A 24,736-nucleotide genomic window follows, 5' to 3' on the forward strand; every position below is an offset into this window, starting at 1 on the left:
GGGCTGGCTTTTTTGTTGGGGGATGCCCCCTTTCTGCTAGTTTTAAGCCTAGCCGCTTTCAGAGTACCTTTGTGCCATGCCCGACTCATCCCGCGACATCATCCTGCGCCGTATCCGCGAATCGTTGCGGGAGCCGACGCCGCCCAAAGCCGCGCCTGACTTCACGGCGCCGCTGCACCCGGCCGCTACCGGCGACCTGGCCGTGGCGTTTGCCGAAAGCTTTGTGCGCGTAGGCGGGCAGCTGTATTTCTGCGAATCAGAGGAGCACTTCTACGACCAGCTGTTTGTCTATAAGAAGGAGAAGGAGCTGGAGCGGCTGTTTGTATGGGAGCCGGAACTGAAAAAGCTGCTGCATGCCGGCGGCATCGTATTTCAGCCCGACGAAACCGACTTCTTGGCCCACGCTGATGCCGGCCTGACCAGCTGTGAGGCGCTGGTAGCCCGCACGGGCAGCGTGCTGGTAAGCGCGGCCAGCAGCAGCGGCCGGCGTTTGAGCATCTACCCCGACCAGCACCTCGTGTTTGCGCGCACCTCGCAGGTGGTGGCCGACATTGGTGATGCGCTGCGCCGCACGCAGGCCAAATACGGCGCCGACCATCTGCCGTCCATGATTTCGCTGACTACCGGCCCCAGCCGCACGGCCGATATTGAAAAGACCCTCGTGCTCGGGGCCCACGGGCCGCGCGGCATTGCCCTGTTTTTGTTGGATGACGAAGCCGACCCCGCCACCCCGCCTGCCTGATCTGGCGCTGCCGCCCGGCCGCCGCGTCTATTTTGCTTCCGATTTTCACCTCGGTGCCCCCGATGCTGCCCGCTCGCTGGAGCGGGAGCGCCGCATTGTGCGCTGGCTCGATGAAGCCGCCAAAGACGCTGCCGCCATCTACCTGCTCGGCGATATTTTCGATTTCTGGTTTGAGTATAAGCACGCCATTCCGCGGGGCTTTATACGGCTGCAGGGCAAGCTGGCCGAGCTGACTGATGTGGGCATTCCCATCATTTTCTTCACCGGCAACCACGACATGTGGATGTTCGACTACTTCACGAAGGAGCTGGGCATCCCGATTCTGCGGCATCCGGTGAGCCAACTGATTGGCGGGCGCGAGTTCCATATCGGGCACGGCGACGGGCTGGGGCCGAAGGACTACACCTACAAGATGCTGAAGCGGGTGTTTGCCTCGTCGGTGTCGCAGTGGCTGTTTGCGCGGCTGCACCCCAACCTGGGCATCGGTATTGCCAACCGCTGGAGCCGCCACAGCCGCATTCAGAATGCCGAAGCCGATGCGAAATATTTCGGCGAGGACGAGTGGCTGCTGGTGTACTGCCGGGAACTGGAGCAGCGTTTCCACCACGACTACTACATCTTCGGCCACCGCCACCTGCCGCTCGACGTAGAGGTAGCACCCGGCAGCCGCTACGTCAACCTTGGCGAGTGGGTCAATTATTGCTCTTATGGCGTCTATGATGGCGAAATTCTGGCCTTGCGGCATTTCGAGCAGAAACACAGCTGAACCTATACGGCTGGCCCGGCGCTGGTGGAGCCTTTTCTGGCTACTCGGCCTTTTGCCTTTTGCCAGTGCTTTTGCCCAAACGACGGTGCCTACGCCGGCCTCTGTGGTGCCGCCCGGCAAGCCGGCACCGGCCGCTGCCTCACCGGCGGTAGCTAAAGCCGATGAGCCCACGAATCCGGCCGGAGCCTGGCAGCTGGTGCGCACCATTGCGTTGCCGCAGCCGGGCGTAGCTTCGCTGGACCGCCGCGGCACGCTCTACGTAGCCGACTCGCGCGACAATATCCGCCAGTATGGGCCCGATGGGCAGGCGCTGAACACGTTTTCGCCGCCGCAGCCGGGCCATGTGGCGCAGCTGGAAGCCTGGAACACCACCAAAATCCTGGTTTTTTACGACGACCGGCAGCAGCTTCTGTTGCTCGATAGGTTTGCGGCGCCGCTGGGCCAGTTCAATCTGCTGGATCTGCTCGATGGCACGGCCCGCGCCGCTACCCTGGCCCCCGACGACCGGCTCTGGCTCCTGAACGAATCGGACCTGACCCTGCGCCAGTTCGATGCCAACGCCAAGACTTTCACGCATTCCACGCCGCTGGACCTGCTGATTGGCCGCTCCCGCCCCGATTTCCGGTTTCTGCGCGAGTACCAGAACAATCTGTACCTAGTAGACCGCGTAAATGGCATCTACGTGTTCGACAACCTGGGCAATTACCGCAAAAAGCTGCCTTTTGCGGGTCTGAATACCATCGGCTTCCGCGGCGACGAGTTGTATTTCCTGGCAGACGGGGCAATTCAGTTTTTCCAGCTCTACACCTTCAGCCAGCGGACACTGCCCCTGCCCCCCGCTATAGCCGCAGATGCGCGCCAGGTGCTTGTGGGGGAAGACTACGCGTATGTCTTCACAGCCGCCGGAGTTTCGGTCTACAGGATGTGAGCCGGCATGCATGCCGCGGGCAACCAGGCCCGTAGAAAAGCCTCTCGCTTCGCATTGGGAGCCGGCGGGAGCAGGTACTGCGTGGCTATGGCTAATTTGTACATCTCAGAGAGTCTGGTTTTCAGCCAGGCATGCTGCTGGTTGCAGGAAAAGGGCTTTTCGGCACAATACGCCATAATTTTTTAGCCTAGAATGTGCTAGTCCAGTCCGGCCGGATATTGGTTTTTGCCTAAATTTGAAAAGGAGCCTGCTTCGCACTTCCGCCAGTAGCTCCCGGAGAAATTAGCTTGTACTATATGACGTGTCGTGCTACGTATAGCTGGGTTGGAAGTGTAGTGGCCCTGATGTTGGCCGGGCCCGCGCTGGCGCAGCAGCTCCCCGCGGTTTCTGCCACCAAGCTGGCCCCACCATTGCAGGCAGCAGCCCTGTCGCGGGCAGTGCCGGTTAGGCAAGTGGTGCGGGTCCAGGCGCCTGATGTGGCGGCTTTCCGGCACTGGCTCCGGCGCGCGCTGCCGTCCGTCCGGGTGCAGGCGCAAGCTGGTCAGCCGCAACTCTTTCTTTTATCAGGTATACGCAGCGCGCAGCTTGAGCAGCTGCTGGCTTCCCCGCTGGTCACGTTCGTGGATGTGCCCGACCGCCCGGCTCATGATGAGCGGCAGCTAAACCAAGCCGACCTGAGCGTGAACAGCGTAACGCCGCTGCACCGCCGCTACCCCGGTCTGGCCGGGCAGGGCCTCACCGTGTCAGTGAAGGAAAACCCGCTCGACGCTACCGACATAGACTTCAGAGGCCGACTGGTAAACGTAGATCCGGCGGCCGTCACGGTTTCGTCGCACGCCACTACCATGGCCACTCTCATTGCCGGGGGCGGAAATTCCGCGCCGGCCGGCCGGGGTGTCGCCTGGCAGGCCAGCATTACATCTTCCAGCTACGCCCGCCTGCTGCCCGACGATGGGCCTGAGCTGCAGCAGCGGGCCGTGAGTGTGCAAAACCACTCTTATGGCACCGGTATCGAGAATTACTACGGTCTGGAAGCGCAGGCTTATGACGAGCAGGCCCGGCAGTATCCCACGCTGCTCCATGTGTTTTCGTCCGGCAATTCCGGCGCGCAGGCCAGTCCCGATGGCCTTTACCAAGGTTTGCCTAACGTGGCTAACCTGACGGGGCAGTTCAAAATGTCGAAAAACAGCCTGAGCGTGGGCGCCACCGATGCGCTGGGCCAGGTTGCGGCTATGAGTTCCCGGGGCCCCGCCCACGACGGCCGCGTGAAACCCGAGCTGGTTGCCTTCGGAGACGATGGCTCCTCCGACGCGGCGGCGCTGGTGTCGGGCATGAGCCTACTGGCGCAGCAGGCATACCGTGACCAGAATGCAGGCGCATTGCCGCCCTCAGCGCTGGTGAAAGCGGCCCTGATCAACAGCGCCGACGATGCCGGCCGGCCGGAAGTAGATTTTGTGTCGGGTTTCGGGCAGGCTGATGCGCTGGGCGCCGTGCGCACCATCCTGGAGCGCCGCTATTTTCAGGGCAGCGTAGGGCAGGGGCAGGCAACGCAGTTTGCGCTGGTGGTGCCGCCCGGCACGCAGCAGCTCAAGCTGACGCTGGCCTGGACCGACCCTGCCGCTGCGGCCAATGCCTCAGGCGCGTTGGTAAACGACCTGGACGTGCTGCTGACGAGCAACGGCACCAGCTGGCAGCCCTGGACGCTGAGTGCCTATCCGCACCCCGATTCGCTGGCCCTGCCCGCGCGCCGTCGTCCCGACCACCTCAATAACGTAGAGCAGATTACGCTAACTGCCCCGGCGCCCGGAACCTACCAGATAGCCGTGCGCGGCTATACTGTAGCTGCCGGCCCGCAGGCGTTTAATGTGGCGTATGAGTTGAATATAGGTTTTGAGTGGCTGACCCCCAACAAGCTCCGCAATGTGCGTTCCGGCACTACTACACAGGTGCGCTGGCAGTGGGCCGGGCCGGCGGCTACTGGTCGGCTGGAATACCGCCCGGTGGGCAGCGGCACTTGGCGCAGCATCAGTTCGGCTGCCGACTTATCCGCCCGCTCGTTTGCCTGGGCAGCTCCCGACACCACAACACTGGCGCAGCTGCGGATGGTGACCAGCGCGGGTACAGTGGTGTCTGATACGTTTGCACTGGCCCGGCCTCTGTCAGTAAGTATCGGCTATACCTGCCCCGAAGAGGCGCTTATTTACTGGCCGCGGGTGCCGGGGGCGGCCCGGTACCAGCTCTACCAGCTGGGCCGCACGCATCTGGAGCCACTGCAGCTTACCTCCGATACCACCCATGTGCTTACCGGTGCCGCCCTGACGGGCACGCAGTATGCAGTAGCTCCGGTGTTTGCGGGAAAAGAAGCGGAGCGGAGCTCGTCTATCAATCTCGCTACGGCCGGCTTCGACTGCTACATACGCTCGTTCGTGGCCCGGCAACCCGTGGCAGACACGGTGCAGCTGCAGGTAGAGCTGGGCAGCACCTTCCGGCTGCGGGCTCTCCGGCTGCAGCGGCTGGAGCAGGGCGCTTTCCGCACGGTGTTGGCTCAGAATACGGTTTCGCAGCTACAGCTCCTGCTTACAGATGCTACTGCGCAGCCCGGCTACAACCAGTACAGACTGGAGCTGGAGGACACCAACGGCCGAATTTTCCATAGCCAGCTGGAAAGCGTATTTCAGGTCAGCCGCGCCGAGGTGCTGGTGTTTCCGGTGCCGGTGGCGGCCGGCATGCCGCTCAGCATCATCGGGCCGGCCGATACGGAGCTGCGCCTGCGTCTCTTCGACACGCTGGGCCGCCTGCTCCTCGAAACCACGACCACCGGCACCATCAACACGTTGCCTACTGCTGGCCTCCGGCCTGGTACCTATCTGCTGCGTATTGGCGCTGGCTCAGCCCCGGAGCTTACCCGCCGCATCGTGATACAGTAGCCGCAGCGCCCGCAGTAGCAGGCCCTGCTATGCCTTGCAGCTTGAGCACTACAGGCTGCGGCAACCTTCTGCATATACTAGCGGTACGCTCTGCGCATTCTGCCGTGTTACTGGTCCTTCTGTCGTGGACAGATACGCTGAGTTGCAGATGAACTCCAAGCAGCAATTGCCTGGCTTATACGCCTATAACAAAAAACAACCCCTCCGGCTCGTATGGGCCGGAGGGGTTGTTGTATGAAGCGAATAGCTCCCGGCGGTTGTACACCGGGAGCTACCTAAACGCTAGTACACGTAGTTAAGCGCGGTACGGTCGTTCGTGTTGAACGGACGGTTGGCGCCGCTGCCGATGCATGCCAGCATCCACGAGCTTGGGTCGGGGCCCGACGGTGTGCCGGGGATGAGGATAGCACCAACGGAGCTGGCACCTTCGTTCACGGCCGAGCCGCCGCAGCTATACTGCCGGCCCATGTAGTCGGTGTGGCGGAACCCGATGCAGTGGCCCACTTCGTGCGCCAGTACAGTGGCTATGTACGTGCTGGCGTTGGCGGTGCCCAGTGCCGTAGAGTTTACCAGCACCTGGCTGTAGGGGTTGCCACCGGAGGGGAAGCCTGCGGAAGCCAGGTAACCGGCGCCCGAAGGAGCTTTGGTGAGCGTGATGTTAGCCGAGGAGGTAGAAGCTACGCGGCTAAACGTAATGCGCAGGTTCTGCGCGTTGTAGCGCCGGATCAGCTCGTCGGTTGCCGTCACATAAGCCGAGGGCAGCGTAGAAGAAACCCGGATGGTGATGTTGCGGGGCAGACCGGTCACCAGGTTCGTGGTGCGGTACTGCTCGTCCTGGCCCACTCGCATCATGGTGTAGTCAGGCTTGCTGTTGAGCATCTCGTTGGTCAGCACTATGTCGCCTTCCACCAGATAGCCGTTCTCAACTTTCTGGGCGTCTTTGGCGCTAAAGCCAAGCGCGCTGATCTGACCGATGGTTTCTTCGGAAATTTCATTTTTTGCCACCACTTCCTGCTTTTTCTCGCAAGATGACAAAGACATGGCCGCGCCGACAAGCAGTGCTACTGGGGTGAATAAACGGGTTGCTTTCATGGGGGAATTTTTGGTTGGTTTGGTTGTGGAAAGGATCAATTACGTCGAAAAACTAGGCATTTATTAATGATATATCAATAAGTCAACAGTTTGATTGTCATAATTATATACGTTTTGACTTTTTACTGTTGAGTTCATATTCCCGTATTGAATCAGGAAAAAAGCCAATAGTGAAGGATTAATGAAGGTTTTCGTTAAATAGATAAAGTGAAATTTTCATACCAGGAATTTTCACTGGGTGCAGAGGCGGATAGCCACTGTCTAGTTGGTTTTAGCCGGCTGCTCCAGCCCGAAATAGCACAGAACTCTTCCGCCCCTGAATTCTGTATCTTTGTAGGAAACCGATTTTCAGCGGCCCTCAGCGCCGCTTCACGATATAGATACTTTAGTAGTGGCCTGTACTTCATGCTCCTCCGGCGGCGGCTGCTCTACCACAACTGCCACGGGCTGCGGCTCGAAAGGCAGCTGTAGCAGCGGCTGTACGCGTCTTAATGTATTCGACTGGCTCCAGGACCTGGATACGCCCAGTGACTTCAAAGGCTTTGATCTGGTAGAAATCCGCTTTAAAGGCGGCCGCAAGGACTTCTACCGCAACGCCAGCCACCTGCCCCTCACCACCGGCGACGCAGTGGTGATAGAAGCCGGCGGCAACGGCTGGCACCTGGGCCACGTCTCGCTCAAGGGCGAGCTGGTGCGCCTGCAGATGAAAAAGAAGAAAGTGCCTACCGACTCCAAGGATATTCGCAACATTCTGCGGATAGCTACCGAGCAGGACGTAGAGCGCTGGAATGCCGTGCGCGACCTGGAAACGGGCACCATGTTCCGGGCCCGCACCGTGGTGGACGAGCTGCGCCTGAAAATGAAGCTCTCCGATGTGGAGTATCAGGCTGACCGCACTCGCGCCACGTTCTTTTACTCTGCCGAAGACCGGGTAGATTTCCGGGACCTGATCAAGCGCCTGGCCGACGAGTTTCGGGTGCGGGTGGAAATGCGCCAGATTTCGCTGCGCCACGAAGCCGGCCGTCTCGGCGGCATCGGGGTGTGCGGCCGGGAGCTGTGCTGCTCCACCTGGCTCACCGATTTCAAGAGCGTCAGCACTACGGCGGCCCGCTACCAGAATCTGAGCCTCAACCCGGCTAAGCTCTCGGGGCAGTGCGGGCGCCTGAAATGCTGCCTCAACTACGAGCTCGACACCTACCTCGACGCCCTCAAGGACATTCCGCAGGTACAGCGCCCGTTGCTCACGGAGAAGGGTGAGTATGTGCTGCAGAAAACCGACATCTTCCGGCGCAAAATGTGGTTTGCCATCCGGGGCGACAACAACTGGGTAGTGCTGACCACAGACCGGGTGCGCGAAGTGCAGGAGCTGAATAAGCGCGGGGAGAAAGTGGACACGCTGCTGGTAGCCGTGCGCGAAGAAGAAAAAGCGCCCGACGTAACGGCCATTGTGGAGGGCTCCCTCGAACGCCTTGACGATAAAATCAAGGCTGGCAAGCGCGTGAAGCGCACCAAGAAAAAGGCCAAGCCGGAAGGCGCTACAGACGAGCGTGCATTGGCGCCGCGGGGAGGCGCTTCCGGGCGCCCAGCGGCCACGCGCGCAGCCGCCTCGGAGGCAGCACCAGATACACCCGCCGCGGCTCCGGAATCTGCCGCAAGTGGGGAGGAAGCACGCCGGCCACGTGGCGCCGCCGCTCGGCCCCTCAACCGCCGTAACAACCGCAACCGCTCCGGCAATGCTGCGGAAGGTGGCAGCCGAGCAGAAGGGGGCCGTGGCGAAGGCCGGCGCAGTGCTGCTGAGGGCAGCACCGAACCGCGCAGCGGCCGGACCGGCAACGAGCGGCGTGGTGCCCGGGGCAGTTCCGGCGCAGGCGAGGCAGGCAGCCGCCCGGCGTCTGAGGGCAGAGCCGAAAATACCCCGCGTGAGGGTGGCCGCAGCCGCCGTGGGGGCCGCCGGCCCGAAAGCGGGGCCGCTGGTGCCGCTCCTGCTGCTCCGTCTGCTTCCTGATACTAGAGTTTTGTTGTATGCTTAAGCTGTTTCGTTTGTTGCCGCTGCTGGCATTAGCCGCCGGACTTACCGCCTGCGACGAAGGCCAGATCTACGAGAAAAATGTGGATTTCGAGGGCTACACTTGGTCGGTGCGCCAGAAGCCTGCTTTCACCTTCGATATTGCCGATACCACGCAGCGCTACGATGTGTACTTCAACGTGCGCAATGCCTCTGCCTATGGCTACTACAATCTGTACCTGAAGCACACGCTGACCGACCCGGCCGGCAAGCCGGTTTCGCAGCTGCTGCACCAGATGTTGCTGATGGACCCGCAAACCGGCGAGCCCCGCGGCAGTGGCACCGGCGACATCTACGACCATCAGTTTTTAGCCCTGCCCAATCAGAAGTTCCGGCACGCCGGCACCTACACGATAGTGCTGGAGCAGTATATGCGCCAAAACCAGCTGCCGGGCCTGATGGCCGTGGGCGTGCGCGTGGCTCAGGCCGCGCCCGCCAAGCCCTAGCCCGCCTGGCTTGTCAGGCAACAGAAAGCCCCTCTGGCAGCAGTGCCGGAGGGGCTTTTGTATACGTGGGCGTAGGGTTAGCTAAACAGCGGCAATACGCTCAACCTTTACCGCATTCAGGCCTTTTTTGCCTTCGATTACTTCAAATGAAACCCGGTCGTTTTCGCGGATTTCGTGAATCAAACCGGTTTGATGTACAAAGATATCCTGGTTGTTTTCGTCCTGGATGATAAAACCGAAGCCCTTCGACTCGTTGAAGAACTTTACTTTTCCCGTTTTCATAGAAGACCTGATGTTGTTGTGGAAATGTGGAAAGACGCTGGTAAATCTAAGGGGTATTTCGAATAATCGATTTACCGGGGGCTGAAAATGGGAGGGACAGGGGCCCGGAAAGCAGCCGCAGCGGTGCTGATAGTCAGGCGGCTGCCGGAATTGGGCAGGCTGGCTCAAACAAACAATGCGCGAAAACTGCGCGTATAGTTTGGGGCGCAAGCAGTTCTTCCCTCCTCTAATTTTCTAATTCCCATGGCAACCGAAGATAAAACCCCACAAAACACGACTCCGCAAAACAGCGCCAGCAACCCCGCCTCCACAAACCAGGCAACTGCCCAAGGCAGCCGTGCAGGAACCCAGAGCCAGCCTTCAGCGGCCAGAAACGAGCCCGCGCGCCCCGGAGCCTCAGATGGCGCAACTGGAGAAGCATCCTCCAGCACATCGTTGGCCGCCTCCGAAACCAGCATGGGGCAGGGCAGCACGGGCAAAGCTTCTTCTGGCAGCACAGCTTCGGCCGCGTCCCGGAAGTCTGCGGCCGCCGGCTCTGCATCCGGAAGCCGCAAAACCAGCGCTGCTGGCGGCAAGCAAAGCGCCAACAATAAAAGCTCGATAGTCGGCAGCAAGGGCTCTAACTACGATATCAGCAGCACCCAGGACAGCTACCAGGACGCCGACCGCCAGGAAAACCAGAACAGCGGGGCCAGTCGCGGCGAGTTTGGTACCCACGGCCCGGGCAACACGCAGGGCGGCTACGGCAATCAGTACCGCGAAACCAACGACTACAACCGCAGCGGCTACTACAACGACGACCGGGGGTATGGCGGCCACTCCGGGCCCGACCAAAACTCGTACCGTGCCTATGACGGCCGCGGCCGCTATGGCCACGAGGACCCCCGCAGCCAGGGCGGATACGGCGGGCAGTATTCTGACCGCCGGCCGGACGACTATAACCGCCAGGACTACGGCCCGCGCGGCGGCTACTCGGGCCGCCAGGACTACGACTCGCGGGGCTATGATGGACCGCAGGACCGGGGCGGCTACGGCCAGGGCAACTTTGGGGGGCGCCTCCAGGACGACTACGGCCAGCGTGGCAACGACCGGCCCTACGGAAACGGCGGCTACACTACCGGCAACTATCAGAGCCGCGACTACCAGAGCCGCGACAACGACTACGGCCGCGCCGACCAGAGCCGCTCGGAGCGCTACCCCAACGATAATGGCTCGGGCTATGGCCGTGGCCAGGGCTACAGCAACGACTACGGCAACTCCTCGGGGGGTAGCCACTACGACAGCCGCAACGCCGGTTACGGCCAGCAGTATTACGGCAACCAGGGCCGCAATCAGAATGAAGATTCCCGCTCGTCGCGAGGGGGCTATGACAACCAGGGCCATTCTGACCAAAGCAACTACCGCGGCCAGCGCGACGCGTACGGCTACCAGCAGCGCGGCTACGGCCACGACGAAGCCGGCCGCTACCAGGACGGTGGCCGGCCAGGCGGGCAGCAGGGCCGCGGCTCCTGGGGCGATGCTCCGGAAAACCGCAACGGCTATACCGGCGGCAGCTACGGCGGCAATTCCGGCCAGGGCTATGGCTCCCGCGGAGGATCCTACAACGATGAGTATGATTCACCGAACCGCAACAGCCGTAGCGGCTCACCTGCCCGCGGCGACTACGACCGGCACGACCAGAGCCGCAACTATGGCCAGGACCGGCGCGAGCAATACCGCAATTCAGACGAGCCGGACTACGGCTCGGCCCCGCGCCGCAACCGTGGCCGCGACGACGAGTAGGTAGAAGCTCTACGACGTTATACAAAAGGCAAAAGGGCTCCACTGCATCAGTGGGGCCCTTTTTGTGGGTCTTGGAAAGCAAGCGAGTAACTATCTGGGTTTCTTCTTGGCCAGATAGATGCGCCCTTTCTCGTTGCTGAACACAAAATCAGTGTTGTTGATGAAAGCCAGCGCTTCGGCCTGGCCGGTGCTGGCAATCGGGAGGCAGCTTTTGGACCCGTCGAAGAGGCGGCGGCCGGGCTGGCGCTCCACCAGATAGATGTGGCCGTAGCCCAGCAGCGCCACCGTAAGGCCATCGGGGCTTATATCGGCCGAGGTAACCCAGGTATTGACGCGGATACTGTCGAGCAGCGTGGCCACGTGCCGGCCGGGGCGGGCAGGCAGCGCGTACATCTTCACATACTTGCTGTTGCCCCGGTTTTTGGTGAACAGATACAAACTATCCTGGCGGTAGAAGAAGGCCTCGCAATCGAAGTTGCGGGCCGTTTTGCGGGGCGGAAAGCGGCGCTGGTCGGGGTAGCTGAACCGGATGGTGTCTACCTGGCGCAGATCGGAACCGCTGAGCCGGTAGATGCACAGGTTGCGGCGCTTGTTCTGGTTGTTGCCGAAGTCGCCGATGTAAATACGTCCCTCGGGGTCCCGCGCCAGGTCTTCCCAGTCGATATTGACGAGCGGGTTCAGGTTCAGGGTTTGCAGCAGGTCGCCCTCGGGGGTTACTTTAAACAGCGCCGCCGCGCTGCCCCCGTCGCCGTGAGTCCACAGGCTGCCGTATTTGTCGGCCAGCGCAAAGCCCGAGCTTTCGCCCACAGTGCCCTTGCGTATTTTGCCGGTCTGCGTCACGGTATACTGCTCCGATACACGCGAAAAGTCGCCTCGCCCGTCGCTGTTGCCACAGCCACAAATCACGGATTGCAGAAAAACGAGGGCCGGAAACAGTTTGTCGCGCAGTAAAAACAGCATAAGCACAAGGGTTGGTGCCCTGTGTTACGCCCCCGCGCCCGGATGGTTAGCGCGGCGTACGAGCCCTGCGGCCGCGCTGCCATCAGCAGGCGGCCCGCCGCCCCGGCTTACCGAAGCACCAGATAAGGCAGCAGCCGCTCATACGTGGCCTCGTCCAGAATACGGATCTGGCGTAGGTCAGCGGGCTGGCGGAAGGGGCCGTGCTGCTGCCGAAACGCTACCAGTACGCGCGCCAGGCGCTTGCCCACGTACGGATGGGCCTGCAGCGTTTCAAAGGACGCATTATTGACATCAACCCCGGCCGGCGCGAAATCCGGGCGCACGAAGGTGTACTTGCGCAGGCTGTCCACCAGGTCGGGCGCGTCGCGCAGGCTGTAGAGCTCGGCCAGCTGACTGGCGCTGCGGAAGCCGCCCAGCCGCTGCCGGTACTCCACTACCCGCGCCGAAAGCCCCCGCCCGATTCCCCGGATCCGCATCAGCTGCGTCGTATCGGCCACATTGAGGTCGAACGGCTGCAGGTTGCGCGGCTTGCGGGTGTACTTAGAGGGGGTTGCCTCAGCGAAGGACTTGCCTGCGAAGCGGCTACCAGCGCCATCGGGGCTGCGGCCGGCATACGTGCGGGCTTCCCGGGCCGACAGCTGCTCAGGCAGTTGGATGTAGGGCGCCAGCCGGGCATACGTTGTGTCGGAGAGGCCGTAGGCGCGGCGCAGCTGCTCTTTGGCCCGGAATCCGCCCACGGCATCCCGGTACTTCACCAGCCGCTCGCCCAGCCAGGCCGGCAGCCCGCGCGCCTGCCAGTCGGTAGCCGAAAATAAGTTGGGGTCGAACGGAGCGAGGGCAACCTGTGGCACGTGCGGCCTGGCCGCATAGGTGCGCTTGGGGTAGCGGCTGCCATATGCTGGTCGGGGCTGGCGTTGGGCGGCCAGCTCCGCTGCCCATTGGTTTAGGTGCTGGCGGTCGGCGGCAGGCTGGTAGGAGGGCAGGTGGGGCCGCAACAGCGTGGGCGCAAACAGGAGTAGCACCAGCAAGGCCAGCAGCACGACAAACCCAGAGGTTTCGCGGCGCGAAAAGCCAAAATAGCGGCGCCGGGCAACATGCAGAGACTGTAGAAAACCCGTGGAGCGGGCCGCCGGTTTGGCGGGGCGGGTAGAAGACGCCATACGTAACAGAAAAACGAATCGACTGAAATAGGCTGGATAACGAAAGCAGTATACCAGAAATACCTGACAAGCAAAAAACCACTTTCTGCCGTCCCGTTCCGCCGCAAACAGTCTGGCAGGAGCACGGCTGCAGCAGCAGAAGCAACTGCCGGAAACCAGGGCAAACCAGCTGGCAGAAAGGGCGGACCGGTGCAGGAGCCGGTACCTTGCAGCGCCGTTACGCCGGCACGAATCCCGGCGGGCGTTGCCTGCGTAATTGCCGAATCCGTTATGGGCCCGTATCATTACGCGCCGTTACGGCACTTTCCCTTCCGTCTATCCTCGCCATGAGCCAGCCCGCTACCAATACAACCGCGTTTTTTGATGGCCTGACTGCCGAGCTGGCCGCCCTGCGCGAGATAACGCATCAACGCTTCCGGCCTCTCTCCGACGACCAGCTGAACCGGCGGCCCTCGCCCGATAAATGGAGCGTGGGGCAGTGCCTGGAGCACCTCAATATTGTGGGAGGGCTGTATCTGCCCACCATCACGCGCAAGCTGAAGCAGGCCAAGGAGCGCGGCAGCAAGCCGGCCGGCACCGTGAAGCACGGCTACATCGGGCGCAGAATGACGGAAGCCTTGCGCACGCCGCCCACGCAGAAACCCATGAAAACCCCGCAGCAGTTTGCCCCCAGTGGTTCGCGCCTGCCCCGCACGGTGGTGGAGGTGTTCAGCCGGCAGCTTGATGAGCTGACAAACCTGCTGGAGCAGGCCCGGCAGGTCAACGCCAATGCTGTGCGCATTCCCAACCCAATTATTCCGCTGCTCTGGCCCCGCCTTACCGATGTAGCCGAGATGCTGGTAGTGCACATCCGGCGGCACGTAGCACAGGCCGAGCGAGTACTCGACAGCCGCCCCCCAACCGCCGCCTGACCTGCTCACTGCCAACGCATAAAAAAGCCTGACTCCGGGAAGAAGTCAGGCTTTTTTATGCGGAACGGTGCCTACTTGGTGGCGAAGAAGTAGTTCACAGAAAACTGAAGCGTACGGTCTTTGAAGCTGCTGTTGTCGTCGTAGTCATTTTTGGGCAGCATGTTGGTCAGACCCAGGGCGTAGCCGGCCTGCACCTGAAACGGACCGGCTTTGTAGCCGATGCCGCCATTCAGGCCCGCATTGATGCGACGTAGGTAGAGCTTATCGTCGTCGCCTTCCTCGTTGGCAAACTTCACCGACGTGCTTTCGGTGTTAGAAAAGCTTTGGCCACTTACCGAGCCTTTCACTTTGGCTTTAACCTTGCCTCCCAGCCCGATGCCAACGTACGGTCCGGCAAAAATCTGGAAGCCATTGTCGCCCCCGGTCGTATACACAAAGTTCAGCGGAATGTCGAGGTAATTGAGGGCGGCGTCCATTTCGGAGTCAATCGAAATTGTTTCGCCCGCGAAGGTTTCCGTCATCGACTCCTTGATTTTGAAGCCCTTTTGCGAGAACATCAGCGAAGGCTGGAATGCCACGTTGCCAAATTGCGCGTTGATGGTGATACCTGCCTGCGCGCCGGCCTTCATTTTGGTGTCAATGTCTTCGGCATCTTCAATATCGGCCTTGATGTTAGCCAGATTGAGACCCAGACGAGGACCGATAGTTACCTGAGCCTGCGCGGTGCCAGCACCAGCTACCAGCAGGGCAGAGGCCAGCAAACCTTTTAGTAGGATTGATTTCATACGTGTGGAAAAGGGGGAGTGTGAAAGATTGGATGATGAAAAAGAACTCGGTTATAACCCGGCAGGACGCCGCGCAGGAGCATGGGCAAGCACCGCTCGCAGGCGCAGAAATGCAGTCAGGAAGTAAGAAAGAAGGGCCACCTTGCCGGTGGGCGTAGCAAGCATAGTGCCGCAACTATTTAGAAGAACATAAACGGGTGGCCGTAGCCGGATAATTGTATAGGGAGGGGTTGCGTGGGAAAGAGCTTACGTTCTGATAGCTAGATGGTAGGGTGAGTGGCAGGCACTATTCGGATGCAAAGCTAAGGGGAGGATTTCGGATTTCAGATATGGTGCTGAAGAAATAACCCAGGGTTTTTCCGGAAAGAATAATTCGCAAAATCGGGCAGACGCGTATGGAATCTGCGCGGGGAGGGCATCTGAATTTTACCAACTTGCCTTCTGCACTCGTTTTGAGCCTATGCGTCCTTTCCTGTTTAGCTTACTCGCCCTGCTGATGTTGTTCACCGCCGGTTCCTCGCAGCCCACCCCGCCCGGCAACGGTGGCAAAGCCAACGCCGCCACCTGGAAGAAAATCGACCAGTTGCTGGCCAAAGACCAGACGGCTTCCGCGGCCAAGCTGCTGGAGCCGCTGTATAAGCAGGCCCGCCAGCGCCAGGACGCGCCGGAGTATCTGCGGGCTTTGCTCTACAAGCTGCGGCTGCTGGAAGCCAGGGAGGAAGAGTCTGATGTGCAGGCCATTGCGCTGGTGGAAGCCGACCTGAAAACCGCGCAGTTTCCGGCCCGGCCCATCCTGCACAGCCTGCTGGCCCGGCTCTACGCCAACTACTACCAGCAGCACCGCTACCAGCTCTACGACCGCACCACCCAGGCCACCGCTGACCCCGCCGACGCCAGCCGGGCCGATATCCGCACCTGGGATGCCGCCCGCCTCGGCAGCGCCGTTATCAGCCACTACCGCGCCTCCCTGGCCGACGAGCCCCGGAAGCTGCAGCAGCTGAAACTGGCGGCCCTGGGCTACGCCGTAACGGGCGGCGACGCCGAAAGCCGCGCCCTGGTGCCTACGCTCTACGACGTGCTGGCCCGCCGCGCCATCGAGGGCCTCGGCAACGATGAATACTATATCACGAAGCCCGCCGAGCAGTTTGAGTTGAAGGAAGCCGCGCTGTTCGGCCCGGCCGCTGCCTTTGCCCGCCTGAAGCTGATTGCACCGCCGGCCGATTCGCTCAACGGTCAGTTTCATGTGTTGCAGGTGCTGCAGCAGCTCACCACGTTCCGGCTGCAGGATGCCGCCAACCCCGCCGCCCTGGCTGACGTGGACCTGGCCCGCCTGCGCTTCGTGCACCAGCACAGCGAGCTGCCCAATAAAGATGAGCTCTACCGCGCCGCGCTAAGCCAGGCGGCCACTACCTACGCGGCGTTGCCCATCGTCACGCGGTTTATGTTTGAGCAGGCTTCCCTTGAGCAGGAAACCAACGCCATACGAGCCCGTGCCCTGGCGCTGGAAGCCGAAAAGCGCTTTTCGAAGTCACGCGGGGCGGCGCAGGCCCGGGCGCTGCGGCAAAGCATTGAGCAGGTTGAAGTCAGCTTCACGACCGAGGAAACGGTGCTGCCCGGCCAGTCGTGGCTGCTGAAGCTGCAGGTGCGCAACGTGGCCCGGCTCTACGCCAAAGCGTATCGGGTGAGCAACGCCTACAATGTCCGGCTTTCCGAGCCCGGCACCGCCGAAGACGCGCAGAACTACAGCTTCCAGAAGACGTTTGCCCGCGCCCTGGCCGGCAAGCCCGCCGCGGCCTGGATGCTGAACGTGCCCGCTCCGGCCGACTACAAAGGTCACTCCGTGCAGTACGCTGGCCCGGCTTTGCCGCTCGGCCACTACGTCATCGTGATAAGCACCACCGACGAAAATCCGACCAAGGAGCGGGCCGGCGTCATCACGGCGCATTCCTTCCTGGATGTGAGCGAGCTGAGCCAGGTACGGCGCAGCACGCCCGACGGCACCGGCCTGCTGGTGCTGCACCGGCAGAGCGGGCAGCCGCTGGCCGGAGTGCGGGTGCGGCCCCTGTATCAATACTACGACCAGAAAGCGCGCCAGTACAAGCAGCGCCGCGGCGACGTGCTGACGACCAATGCCGAAGGCCAGGCGCAAATTGCGCAGGGTCCGCAAACCGGTGAAAATGTGCAGCTCAGCAACCTGTTCCTCACGCTGGGCCGCGACTCGCTGCTGGTTGAAAATGTGGGTGGCTACTACCCCCGGCGCCCCCGCAACCCCGAAGCCGAGCAGCCTCGCTACAATCTTTTCCTGTTCACTGACCGCGCCATCTACCGGCCCGGCCAGACGGTATATTTCAAAGGGATTTTGGCGGAAGTGCGGGAGGGTGTGGCACGACCTTTCACAAAGCATGGCATTTCGGTTGACTTAAAGGACGTGAACGGGCAGACAGTTAAGTCCCTCGATTTTATCACCTCGGATTTTGGCTCTTTCCACGGCTCTTTCATTCTGCCAACTGGTTTGTTGAACGGACAGATGTCACTGCAGACGGTGTATGGTAGCCAGGATTTCGCGGTGGAGGACTACAAGCGGCCCACGTTCCAGGTGGCCTTTGAGCCTGTAACCGGTACGCCCGTGCTGGGGCAGGAAGTAACCGTGCGCGGCAAAGCCACCGCCTACGCCGGCCAGCCCATCGACGGGGCCACGGTACAATACCGCGTGGTGCGCCGCACGTTCTGGCCGATGTTCGGGATGAGCTACCGCAGCCTGTACGGCAACCAGGGCCGGCCGGAAGTGGAAATCCTCAACGGCACCGCCCAGACCGATTCGGCCGGCGGCTTCGTGGTGAAATTTGTGGCGAAAGGGGAGGACCTGGGCGCGGCCAGGCGCGGCCCCTGGAACCCCGGCTACGTGTTCGAGGTAACGGCCGACGTGACCGACGCGGCCGGCGAAACCCGCACCGGCCAGCAGTCGGTCAGCCTCGGCACCAACGCCCTGAGTCTGCGCCTGGAAGTGCCTGAGCTGCTGAACCGGGAAAAGCTACCCGCGTTGCAGCTGCTCAGCACCAACGCCACCGGCGAGGCTATGTCTGCCCAGGGCCAGCTGCGCCTCTACCGCCTCACGCCGCCCGCTCGCGCCCTGCGTCCGCGCGCCTGGGAACGGCCCGAGCTGGAGGCGCTGAGCCCGGAGGAGTTCCGGCGCCAGTTCCCGCTCGATGCTTACGCCCGCCAGGACAACGACAGCACCTGGGCCCGCACGCTGGTCCTCACCCAGGACTTCAACACCGAAAAAAGTCCGCTGCTGCCCGAAATAGCGAAGGCCCTGAGCAGCCAGCAGCCCGGCCGCTACGTGCTGGAAGCCACTGCCACCGCGCCAGCCTCTACGCCGCCCGCCAAAACGGAGCAGGTGTTCACCCTCTATTCAACGCAGGCGAAGACTCTGCCCATCCCTACCCCCAGCTGGTTCGTGAACCTCCAGGACAGCGTAGCGCCGGGCCAGGCCGTGCGTTTTCTGGTGGGTAGCTCCGAAGCTGGCGCCCGTGTGCTGCTGGAAGTGGAAGCCAAAGGCGAAACCCTGCGCCGCGAGTGGCTGACCCTGGCCGCCGGCGAGCAGCGCGTCATCGAAGTGCCGACCACGGCCGCGCTGGACGGAGCGCCGCTGTACGCCCACCTCACGCAGGTGCGCGACAACCGCCTCTACACCCACACTGCCACCGTGCAGGTAGCCACGCCGCCCGCGCCGCTGGTGCTCAGCATTGCCTCCTTCCGCGACAAGCTGCAGCCCGGCCAGAAGGAAACCTGGCGCGTCACGATTCATAACACCGCCGGCCAGCCCGCCAACGCCGAGCTGCTGGCCACCCTCTACGACAAGTCCCTGGACGTTTTCCGGGCGCACTCCTTCACGGAACTGGAGTTTCCGAAGCCGTATTATCCCGCTCTGCTGGCCTGGAATGGCCGGTTTGGGACGCAGGAGTCGTATGAGCTGTTTGACGGGAATGCAACTGCCGGGTCGTTTGGGGCTATGCGCTATCCTCACCTGAATATGTGGGGCTTCATGGGCGAGGACACGGGTGGCGGCCTGGAAGGCGAAGGAAATAAGGCGGTAGAGGAAGTGGTAGAAAGAAAAGCATACGGCAACGCCGCCGGTGGTATTGCCGGCCGCGTAATGGCAAGTACAGCGGCGCCGGCACCACAGATGGCCATGCGCAAGATGGCCGACTCTGCTCAACTCAACGAAGTTGTAGTAGCGGGTGCGGAACCTCCCAAATCAACTCAACCCGACCTTTCCAACGTCCAAGCCCGCAAAGATTTCCGCGAAACGGCTTTCTGGCTGCCCGAGCTGCGCACCAACGCCCAAGGCGAAACCGTGCTGGAATTCCAGATGCCCGAAGCCGTGACGCGCTGGCAGCTGCTGGCCCTGGCCCACGACCAGCAACTGCATTCCGGTCTGCTGCAGCGCGAGCTGGTGACGCAAAAGCAGCTGCAAGTGACGCCCAACGCCCCGCGCTTCTTCCGCGAAGGCGACCAGCTCACGCTCAGCGCCAAGCTCAGCAACCTCACCGAGGCACCCCTAAGCGGCAGCGCCCAGCTGTTCCTGCTCGATGCCCGCACCCAGCAGCCCCTGGAAAGCAAGCTGCTAAAAGGGGCTGCCCAACTGAAATTCAGCCTGAAAGCCAACCAGAGCAGCGCCGTGAGCTGGAGCCTGCAGATTCCGGAAACCGCCGAAGGTCAGGTGCCACTCGAAGCCATTACCTACCGCGTGGTGGCATCGGGGCAGCTGTCGGGCCAGGATAAGAAGGAGCAACGCAAGCAGCGCCGCCAGAGCAAATCAGCCATTAGCAGCCAGCAACTAGGAACCGTTTCCGATGGCGAGGAAAACACGCTGCCCGTGCTGCCGAATCGCCTGCTTGTCACCGAGAGTCTGCCGCTGCCTGTGGTGGGTCCGGCCACGCGCGAGTTCGAGTTGAAGAAGCTCACCAGCACTACCCCGCCTACGCGCCGCAACTACTCGCTCACGCTGGAAATGACCCAGAACCCCGCGTGGTATGCCGTGCAGGCACTGCCCTACCTCATGGAGTACCCCTACGAGTGCTCCGAGCAGGTGTTCAGTCGCCTCTACGCCAACCTGCTGGCCGCCAAAATTCTGCAGAGCACCCCGCAGCTGCGCACCACACTGGCCGAGTGGAAGCGCGCCGCCGATGCCGGCGACGGTTCTGTTAGCTCTGGCGCCCTCACGAGCAAGCTGGAACAGAACCAGGAGCTGAAAAGCCTGCTGCTCCAGGAAACGCCCTGGGTGCGCGATGCGCAGTCGGACACGGAGCGGATGCGCCGCCTCACCGAGCTGTTTGATGAGCCGCGTCTCAAGGCCGAAACCAGTCGTGCCCTCGCCAAGCTGCTCCAGATGCAGCAGCCCAACGGGGCCTTCCCGTGGTTCGAGCGCATGCCCGACGACCGGTACATCACCCAGCTTATCGTGGCCGGCTTCGGCAAGCTGCAGAAGCTGGGCGCGCTGGATGTGCAGAAGGACGAGCAGGCCCAGCAAATCGTCAACAATGCACTGATCTACCTCGACACCCAGCTGCAGCGCGACTACACCGAGCTACGCAAACAGCCGAAAGTGGACCTCAAGCAGCAGCACGTATCCGATATGCAGGTGCAGGCCCTGTACGCCCGCAGCTTCTGGCCGACGGAGGCAATATCGAAAGCCGCGCAGCCGGCACTGGCCTACTACCAGCAGCAGGCCGCTACCTACTGGAAAGCCCAAACCCGCTACCTCCAGGCCCAGACGGCCCTGGCCCTGCACCGCCAGAAAGCGCAGCCCGCCGCCGTGAAAACTATCCTGACGGCCCTTTCCGAAAACGCGCTGCACTCGCCGGAACTGGGCATGTACTGGAAGGAAGTGCGCGGCGGCTACTACTGGCGCGAGGCTCCCACCGAAACCCAGGCCACTCTCATCGAGGCGTTTGATGAAGTGCTGAGCGACCAGAAATCGGTGGATGAAATGAAGCTCTGGCTGCTTCAGCAGAAGCACACCCAGAACTGGGAAAGCACCCGCGCCACCGCCGATGCCTGCTACGCCCTGCTGCTGCGCGGCACCAACTGGCTGCAGCCTACCCACCCCGTGCAGGTGACGGTAGGAGGGAAGCCCGTGACGCCTGCCACTCAGCAGGCCGGCACCGGCTACTACAAAACCACCTTCCCGGCCGCTGAAATCAAGCCTGCTCAGGGCAAAGTCACGGTGCAGAAAACCGACGCGGGCGTGGCCTGGGGGGCGCTCTACTGGCAGTATTTCGAGCAGCTGGATAAGATTACTCCTGCCGCTACCGGTCTGCAGCTGGAGCGCCAGCTCTACCGCGAGCAGCGCACCGCCGGCGGCCCCACGCTGGAACGCCTCACGGCCACTACCCCCCTGCGTGTCGGCGACGTGCTGGTGGTACGCCTCGTGCTGCGCTCCGACCGGGACCTGGAGTACGTGCACCTGAAAGACCAGCGCGCTGCCGGCCTCGAGCTCATCGGCCAGACTTCGGGCTACCGCTACCAGAGCGGCCTGGGCTACTACGAGAGCCCCCGCGACGCGGCCACTAACTTTTTCATCAGCTATTTCCCCAAGGGCACCCACACCTTCGAGTACCGCCTGCGGGCCGCGCAGGCCGGCAATTTTTCGGGTGGCCTCTCGCAGCTGCAGTGCCTCTACGCTCCCGAATTCACCACCCATTCGGCTGGCACCCGGGTGCAGATTGAGGGGATGCGCTAAGGCTTGGGCCGGAAATTATATAGAAACGGAACCCTGCTTTTTTGCCGACCAAATACCGCTCTGAGGTGACGGAAAGAGCTTTACGCCAGATTCACTTGCGTTTGGCGTTGAGTTTGCGGCAGGCGATTGGTAGCTTTGTGGTTCCTTTCAGCCCAAAATGAAGTGATGAAGAGAATCATAGTCATGCTTACCGGCCTGCTCCTGAGCAGTGCCTCCGTATTGGCCCAAGGCGACAAAACCACGACTTCCATTACCCCAACCACACTGCCCGGCGAAGAGAAGCTTTCGGCACAGGAGCGGGCCGAGCGCGACTTTCTGATGCCCGCCCGCCGCAAGCAGGCCGCTATGCTGAAGGCAGCCCAGGAGGAGGCTGCCCCCGCCACCGACGCCACGCAACCCGACGAGGCCGCCTTGGCGCCTAAAGAGCCCGCTCCGGAGGCAAAAGCGCCTGCTGCGGCCCCCAAGCGTACCTATCACCGCTCGTCTTCGGCCAGCCGCCACCGCAGCACCAGAGTCAAGAAAAAAGTGGTGCACAAGTCTGCTGCCACAAGGCGCAAAACCACCGCGCGTCGCCGTTAGGCGCCGCGGGTGTTGCCAGAAGCCTGGTTGCTGGATACTACAGGGGCGTGCCTCTCCTATCGGGGGCACGCTTTTTTGTTGGACGGCTTACTCTGTTTCCAGAGTGGTATCCGGGTCGGAATCATCCGGGTCTAGGCTGTAGCGCGGAGTGGGGCTGCGTTGGGTGGCGCCCGCCAAGCGCCCCAGGCGCACGCCATAGCCTAGCTGCACTGTACCGTAAGAGCCGCGGCTAATGACGGCCAGACTGCCTTGCTGGATGACGCCATTGCTATCCAGATACTCAAGTCTGGTAGAGGTTATGGCCGTGAGCGGGCGCAAACCGCGCTGGTAGGTGGCCGTGAGCAATAGCATATGCCGAGGCCCCAATTCATAGCGCAGCAACGCTTCCATACCGATTATGGCAGTGCCTTGCCGCTCGGTTTCGCGCACAAGCACCAATGGAATGCCGGGCTGGGGCAACCGGGAGGCCGTGCTATACCAAAGCGGGCCTTCGTGCGTGTAACGGCCATAGCGGTAAGGCCAAGCGTAAGCACCACTCAACGCCACATCTAGGCCCCAGCGCGGCCCTGGTTGCCACACATCGTATAAGCGTACACTTAAACCCGACTGATGCAGTGTATTCTCTCCAACTCCAGCGCGGAAGCCAGTGCCACGCCTGCCGTAGCGGATATCCTGACTCAGCCCCGTAACGCGCTGCTCCACGCCCAGCCCCAGCCGTTTGCTCACCGGAAATACCAAGCGTAGTGCGGCTCCCGTGTTAAATCTGCCTACTGTTCGGAACTGCCCGGGCAGGTTCTGCCGCTCCATTGCCGGATGAGTTAGTGTCGCGCCGCCACTAATGTGTATCTCTGAGCCGCGCTGCGCCAGCGCGCTCCTGCCTAGGGGCATCAACAAAAAACCGCAGCCTAGCAGGCTGCGGTGCACAAGTGCAGGAAAACTGGTGAATGGCGCCATAGGCACAACAACGCAGCGCCAGCGCCGAAAATTGCGGCCTGTGGGTCAGGTAGTTTGCGGCATCAGGCGCAGTACCAGGCCGTCCATGCGCGCATCAAGGCGGATCTGGCAGGAAAGACGGCTGCCCTGGCTCATGACGGGCAGGCTCTCAAGCATAGCCAGCTCGTCGTCGGAAGGCTCATCCAGCGCGGGGCCGGCCAGCACTTCAATGTGGCAGGTGCCGCACAACGCCATACCGCCGCAGGTAGCCTGAATGTCGTAGCCGCTGGCTTTGAGCAGCTCCATCAAACTCAGGCCCATATCAGTTGGCCCCACCACTTCGGTGCGCTGGCCGGGCGTTTCCTCTACATATACGCGTACTTCGTCGGTCATAATCTTCAATGAGTGAATGAGCGAGTAAGTGAATGAGCGAATGAGGAAGCCGCCACGACTAGCACTCATTCGCTCATTCACTCATTCACTTACAAAGTAGGTACTCCGTTTACGGTCGTGTATTTCAGCACGTACTTCTTGTCCGGGTTGATGTATTTGAAGGCACCCTGGCACATCAGCGCCGCCTCGTGGAAGCCGCACAGAATCAGCTTCAGCTTGCCCGGATAGGTGTTGATGTCGCCGATGGCGAAGATGCCGGGCTCCGAGGTGGAGTAATCCAGCGTGTTCACCTTCACGGCGTTGTCTTCCAGCTCCAGGCCCCAGTCCTCAATCGGACCGAGCTTGGGCGTGAGGCCGAACAGTGGAATAAAGGAGTCGACGTTCAGCGTTTCGGTGGTGCCGTCGTTGGCCGTGATGGTCACGGCTTCCAGTTGGCCGTTTCCATGCACGTGGGTCACGTTGCTGCTCAGCACCAGCCGCACTTTGCCGGCATCGTGCAGGTGCTTCACCTTCTCGGCCGAGTCGGCAGCGCCGCGGAAGGTGGTGCCGCGGTGTACCAGCGTCACTTCCCTGGCCACATCGGCCAGGAAAATAGTCCAGTCGAGGGCCGAGTCGCCGCCGCCGGCAATAACGAGGCGCTGGTTGCGGAAGGTTTCCGGGTCGCGCACCATGTAGTACACGCCTTTGCCGCTTTCGTAGCTATCCAAGCTCTCGATGGCCGGTTTGCGGGGCTCAAACGAGCCCAGGCCGCCGGCAATAGCAATGGTTTTGCACAGAATTTCGGTGCCATCGGAAGTAAACAGCTGAAAAGAGCCGTCTTCAAGTTTGGCAAACCGCTCTACCCGTTCGCCCAGCGTGAAGGTGGGGTGGAAAGGCTCAATCTGGCGCATCAGATTGCGCACCAGGTCGCCGGCCAGAATATCAGGAAAGCCCGGAATGTCGTAGATGGGCTTTTTGGGGTAGATTTCCGAAAGCTGACCGCCCACCTGGGGCAGCGCATCTACCACGTGGCAGCGAAGCTTCAGCAGCCCGGCCTCAAAAACGGCAAACAGCCCCACCGGGCCGGCCCCGATGATGCAGATATCGGTGGAAATGGAATTCATCAGTGAAGGGTGAGTACGAATAAACGGCAGCCAGGGCCCTGAGCATAACAGCCAACCGGTCCAAAACGTTGGGGCCGGCCGGAGTAGGCGCTGCAAAGATAAGGACCCCGCCCCAACCCGGCGCGGCATATTCTGCG

General features: G+C 61.8%; 18 protein-coding genes. 10 read left to right on the plus strand and 8 right to left on the minus strand.

All coding sequences use genetic code 11. The annotated features are described in order from the left end of the window. Positions 1–76: 76 nt before the first annotated feature. The 4 genes from BUE15_RS04155 to BUE15_RS04170 all read left to right on the plus strand — a co-directional run bounded on the left by BUE15_RS04155 (position 77) and on the right by BUE15_RS04170 (position 5,363). Complete coding sequence (locus BUE15_RS04155; protein WP_073281432.1) at positions 77–742, plus strand: LutC/YkgG family protein; 666 nt, start codon at positions 77–79, stop codon at positions 740–742. Next, positions 708–1,508, plus strand: a complete 801-nt coding sequence (locus BUE15_RS04160) for a UDP-2,3-diacylglucosamine diphosphatase (RefSeq protein ID WP_073281433.1) — start codon at positions 708–710, stop codon at positions 1,506–1,508. The genes BUE15_RS04155 and BUE15_RS04160 overlap by 35 nt, the downstream gene beginning before the upstream one ends. Positions 1,509–1,560: 52 nt before the next feature. Beyond that, positions 1,561–2,436, plus strand: coding sequence for an NHL repeat-containing protein (locus BUE15_RS04165; RefSeq protein ID WP_073281434.1), 876 nt, complete (start codon positions 1,561–1,563; stop codon positions 2,434–2,436). A 296-nt stretch (positions 2,437–2,732) separates the two neighbouring features. After that, complete coding sequence (locus tag BUE15_RS04170; RefSeq protein WP_084548805.1) at positions 2,733–5,363, plus strand: S8 family serine peptidase; 2,631 nt, start codon at positions 2,733–2,735, stop codon at positions 5,361–5,363. A 282-nt stretch (positions 5,364–5,645) separates the two neighbouring features. Here the strand turns inward: BUE15_RS04170 and BUE15_RS04175 are convergent, their stop codons facing one another. Further along, positions 5,646–6,404, minus strand: coding sequence for a M57 family metalloprotease (locus BUE15_RS04175; protein WP_244535871.1), 759 nt, complete (start codon positions 6,402–6,404; stop codon positions 5,646–5,648). A 442-nt stretch (positions 6,405–6,846) separates the two neighbouring features. Here BUE15_RS04175 and BUE15_RS04180 point away from each other — a divergent pair, with 442 nt between their 5' ends. Then, complete coding sequence (locus BUE15_RS04180; protein ID WP_084548806.1) at positions 6,847–8,460, plus strand: PSP1 domain-containing protein; 1,614 nt, start codon at positions 6,847–6,849, stop codon at positions 8,458–8,460. A 17-nt stretch (positions 8,461–8,477) separates the two neighbouring features. Beyond that, entirely contained in the window at positions 8,478–8,966 is a 489-nt protein-coding gene (locus BUE15_RS04185) for a gliding motility lipoprotein GldH (RefSeq protein ID WP_073281437.1), read from the plus strand. 81 nt (positions 8,967–9,047) lie between these two features. Here BUE15_RS04185 and BUE15_RS04190 read toward each other — a convergent pair whose 3' ends face one another. Beyond that, a complete protein-coding gene (locus tag BUE15_RS04190; RefSeq protein WP_073281438.1) occupies positions 9,048–9,248 on the minus strand; it encodes a cold-shock protein in 201 nt (66 codons plus the stop codon). Positions 9,249–9,683: 435 nt separating this feature from the next. Here BUE15_RS04190 and BUE15_RS04195 point away from each other — a divergent pair, with 435 nt between their 5' ends. Continuing rightward, positions 9,684–11,030, plus strand: coding sequence for a hypothetical protein (locus BUE15_RS04195; RefSeq protein WP_073281439.1), 1,347 nt, complete (start codon positions 9,684–9,686; stop codon positions 11,028–11,030). Between the two features lie 90 nt (positions 11,031–11,120). On the opposite strand, the gene BUE15_RS04200 is transcribed toward BUE15_RS04195, so the two are convergent. Together BUE15_RS04200 and BUE15_RS04205 are read right to left on the minus strand one after the other, a co-directional pair. Further along, positions 11,121–11,990, minus strand: a complete 870-nt coding sequence (locus BUE15_RS04200) for a hypothetical protein (RefSeq protein ID WP_073281440.1) — start codon at positions 11,988–11,990, stop codon at positions 11,121–11,123. A gap of 107 nt (positions 11,991–12,097) precedes the next feature. Continuing rightward, positions 12,098–13,150 carry a ComEA family DNA-binding protein gene (locus BUE15_RS04205; protein WP_170865185.1) on the minus strand — a complete coding sequence of 351 codons (1,053 nt, stop codon included), beginning with the start codon at positions 13,148–13,150 and terminating at the stop codon, positions 12,098–12,100. 326 nt (positions 13,151–13,476) lie between these two features. Here BUE15_RS04205 and BUE15_RS04210 point away from each other — a divergent pair, with 326 nt between their 5' ends. Beyond that, entirely contained in the window at positions 13,477–14,061 is a 585-nt protein-coding gene (locus BUE15_RS04210; RefSeq protein WP_073281441.1) for a DinB family protein, read from the plus strand. Between the two features lie 71 nt (positions 14,062–14,132). Here the strand turns inward: BUE15_RS04210 and BUE15_RS04215 are convergent, their stop codons facing one another. Beyond that, positions 14,133–14,846, minus strand: a complete 714-nt coding sequence (locus tag BUE15_RS04215; RefSeq protein ID WP_084548808.1) for a porin family protein — start codon at positions 14,844–14,846, stop codon at positions 14,133–14,135. 460 nt (positions 14,847–15,306) lie between these two features. On the opposite strand from BUE15_RS04215, the gene BUE15_RS04220 reads away from it, so the two are divergent. Further along, positions 15,307–21,591, plus strand: a complete 6,285-nt coding sequence (locus tag BUE15_RS04220) for an alpha-2-macroglobulin family protein (protein ID WP_073281443.1) — start codon at positions 15,307–15,309, stop codon at positions 21,589–21,591. Positions 21,592–21,756: 165 nt separating this feature from the next. After that, on the plus strand, positions 21,757–22,170 hold the full coding sequence (locus BUE15_RS04225; protein WP_139252117.1) for a hypothetical protein: 414 nt from the start codon (positions 21,757–21,759) through the stop codon (positions 22,168–22,170). Positions 22,171–22,257: 87 nt separating this feature from the next. Here BUE15_RS04225 and BUE15_RS21455 read toward each other — a convergent pair whose 3' ends face one another. From BUE15_RS21455 to BUE15_RS04240, 3 genes are all read right to left on the minus strand, one after another. Continuing rightward, the gene (locus tag BUE15_RS21455) at positions 22,258–22,896 is read right to left on the minus strand and encodes a hypothetical protein (RefSeq protein ID WP_139252118.1); all 639 of its coding nucleotides are present in this window, start codon (positions 22,894–22,896) and stop codon (positions 22,258–22,260) included. Positions 22,897–23,169: 273 nt separating this feature from the next. Further along, positions 23,170–23,496, minus strand: coding sequence for a 2Fe-2S iron-sulfur cluster-binding protein (locus BUE15_RS04235; protein WP_073281446.1), 327 nt, complete (start codon positions 23,494–23,496; stop codon positions 23,170–23,172). Between the two features lie 89 nt (positions 23,497–23,585). Continuing rightward, entirely contained in the window at positions 23,586–24,599 is a 1,014-nt protein-coding gene (locus tag BUE15_RS04240) for an NAD(P)/FAD-dependent oxidoreductase (protein WP_073281447.1), read from the minus strand. Between the last annotated feature and the right edge of the window lie 137 nt (positions 24,600–24,736).

The organism is Hymenobacter psychrotolerans DSM 18569, assembly GCF_900142395.1.
GTDB classification, from domain to species: Bacteria; Bacteroidota; Bacteroidia; order Cytophagales; family Hymenobacteraceae; genus Hymenobacter; species Hymenobacter psychrotolerans.